Source organism: Pontibacter rugosus, assembly GCF_042678745.1.
Classification (GTDB): domain Bacteria; phylum Bacteroidota; class Bacteroidia; order Cytophagales; family Hymenobacteraceae; genus Pontibacter; species Pontibacter rugosus.
Genome location: NZ_JBHTLD010000555.1, coordinates 1 through 540, shown reverse-complemented (window position 1 = coordinate 540; position 540 = coordinate 1). Strand labels below are relative to the sequence as shown.

Below are 540 nucleotides of genomic sequence, written 5' to 3'. Positions count from 1 at the left end.
CCCAAAGCACAGCGCTTGGCGTGGCAATGAAGCAGCGCTTTGCCGGGACTTAAGCGGCTGCTGCTAACGGGGCCTACAGGTATACCTGTAGCACCTCGTAGAAGATGTAGGCATTCAGCAGCATAAACAGGAACGACGGCAGCGAGGCCCAGAAGCCGTCCTTTATCTTCAGCCGAACCCCAAAGCCCAGCAGCATCAGCAGCGTCAGGCCCCCGGAGGCCAGCAGCAGAATCAGCGGCACCCAAAGGCCTACCAGAAGCCCAACGGCCCCCAGTATTTCCAGCGCCCCCGTCAGCGGGCCGAACTTGGCCAGACCGAAGCGTTTGAATTCTTCCTGAAGCTTCGGGGAAATGAAGTAGCCTATTCCGTAGCCCAGGAAGGATAAGCTGGAGAGCCAGATGAGCAGAACCGTGAATTTGCTCATGCGCCAATCAGACCGGCATGCGCGGCGGCTACGAAAAGCGACAATAGCAGCAGCAGAAACGAGGGCACGTACTTGATGAATGGGTTGCGCACTTTGATGTGGGCCAGCTGCGCGCC

Annotated in this window: 1 protein-coding gene; it reads right to left on the bottom strand. The window is 58.5% G+C overall.

Going from position 1 to position 540, the window contains the following annotated elements; genetic code table 11:
* Positions 1-73: 73 nt before the first annotated feature.
* Positions 74-540: DoxX family protein (locus ACFQ2O_RS22430; protein ID WP_377533269.1), on the bottom strand; the 467-nt coding region annotated here is incomplete at its 5' end.